Origin of the sequence: Arthrobacter sp. AQ5-05 (genome assembly GCF_003287975.1) — a bacterium.
Classification (GTDB): Bacteria; Actinomycetota; Actinomycetes; order Actinomycetales; family Micrococcaceae; genus Paeniglutamicibacter.
Genome location: NZ_QMKQ01000091.1, coordinates 1 through 825 on the forward strand (window position 1 = coordinate 1; position 825 = coordinate 825).

Here is an 825-nt window from a genome sequence, read left to right on the forward strand (position 1 = left end):
GACAACGGCGCAGCCCTAAATCCCTCGCGCCGCGGGGTTGAGGGGCAACTGGTCGCCTACGTGACCTCCCTCGGGGTCAAGGCGATCACCGGCAAGCCGTACAAACCCACCACCCAAGGGAAGAACGAGCGCTTCCACCAGACCCTGTTTCGTTGGCTGGACAAGCAACCCATGGCCCATTCCCATGATGAGCTCCAGGCCCAGGTGGACGGGTTTGACCTGATCTACAACACCGAACGTCCCCATCAGGGATTGCCCGGGCGCATCACCCCGCAGCAGTCGTGGGATGCCACGGCGATAGCTGACGAGCCCAGGCCGTCACCGCTGCCGGCTCTGCCTGAAGCCAATGCGCCGATACCGCTGGTGCTGAGCATCCCAGCACCAGAGCTGAACCCCGGGCCGAAGCTCGCGGAGCCCGGCATCGCGCCGGGTCCGGAAACTGAAATGAGCCTTGAAACCAACACATTCCCGAAACTCACCGGAACCATTGCCCACCCGGCAGGAAGCGGCAGCCAAAAACTGAGGGTCTACTCCAACGGCGTCGTCAAGATGGGTTCGACCTCGTACTTCTTGACGACCCGGATGCGGGGGCGGACCGTCATTGCCGCGTGGGATCCCCGCGGGGTCATCTTCGCCAACACCGATGGCGAGATCATCGCGGAATATCTGTGGCCACCGGAAGGCACTGGATACGTTGGCAACAACAGAAATCTCACCCGGCTCCGAAGAGGCCCCCATGCCCCACAACTGTCACCGATGTGGTGAGACATCAACCGTCACCGAAGTCCTGAGGCAGAACTGTCACCGATGACCCGAGACATCACA

Annotated in this window: 1 protein-coding gene; it reads left to right on the forward strand. The window is 62.2% G+C overall.

Features of this window, described 5'->3' with window-relative positions; translation table 11 throughout:
• Positions 1 to 765, forward strand: a 765-nt coding sequence (locus DQ353_RS22680) for an integrase core domain-containing protein (protein ID WP_353616717.1), incomplete at its 5' end; no start/stop codon positions are given.
• Positions 766 to 825: the final 60 nt, after the last annotated feature.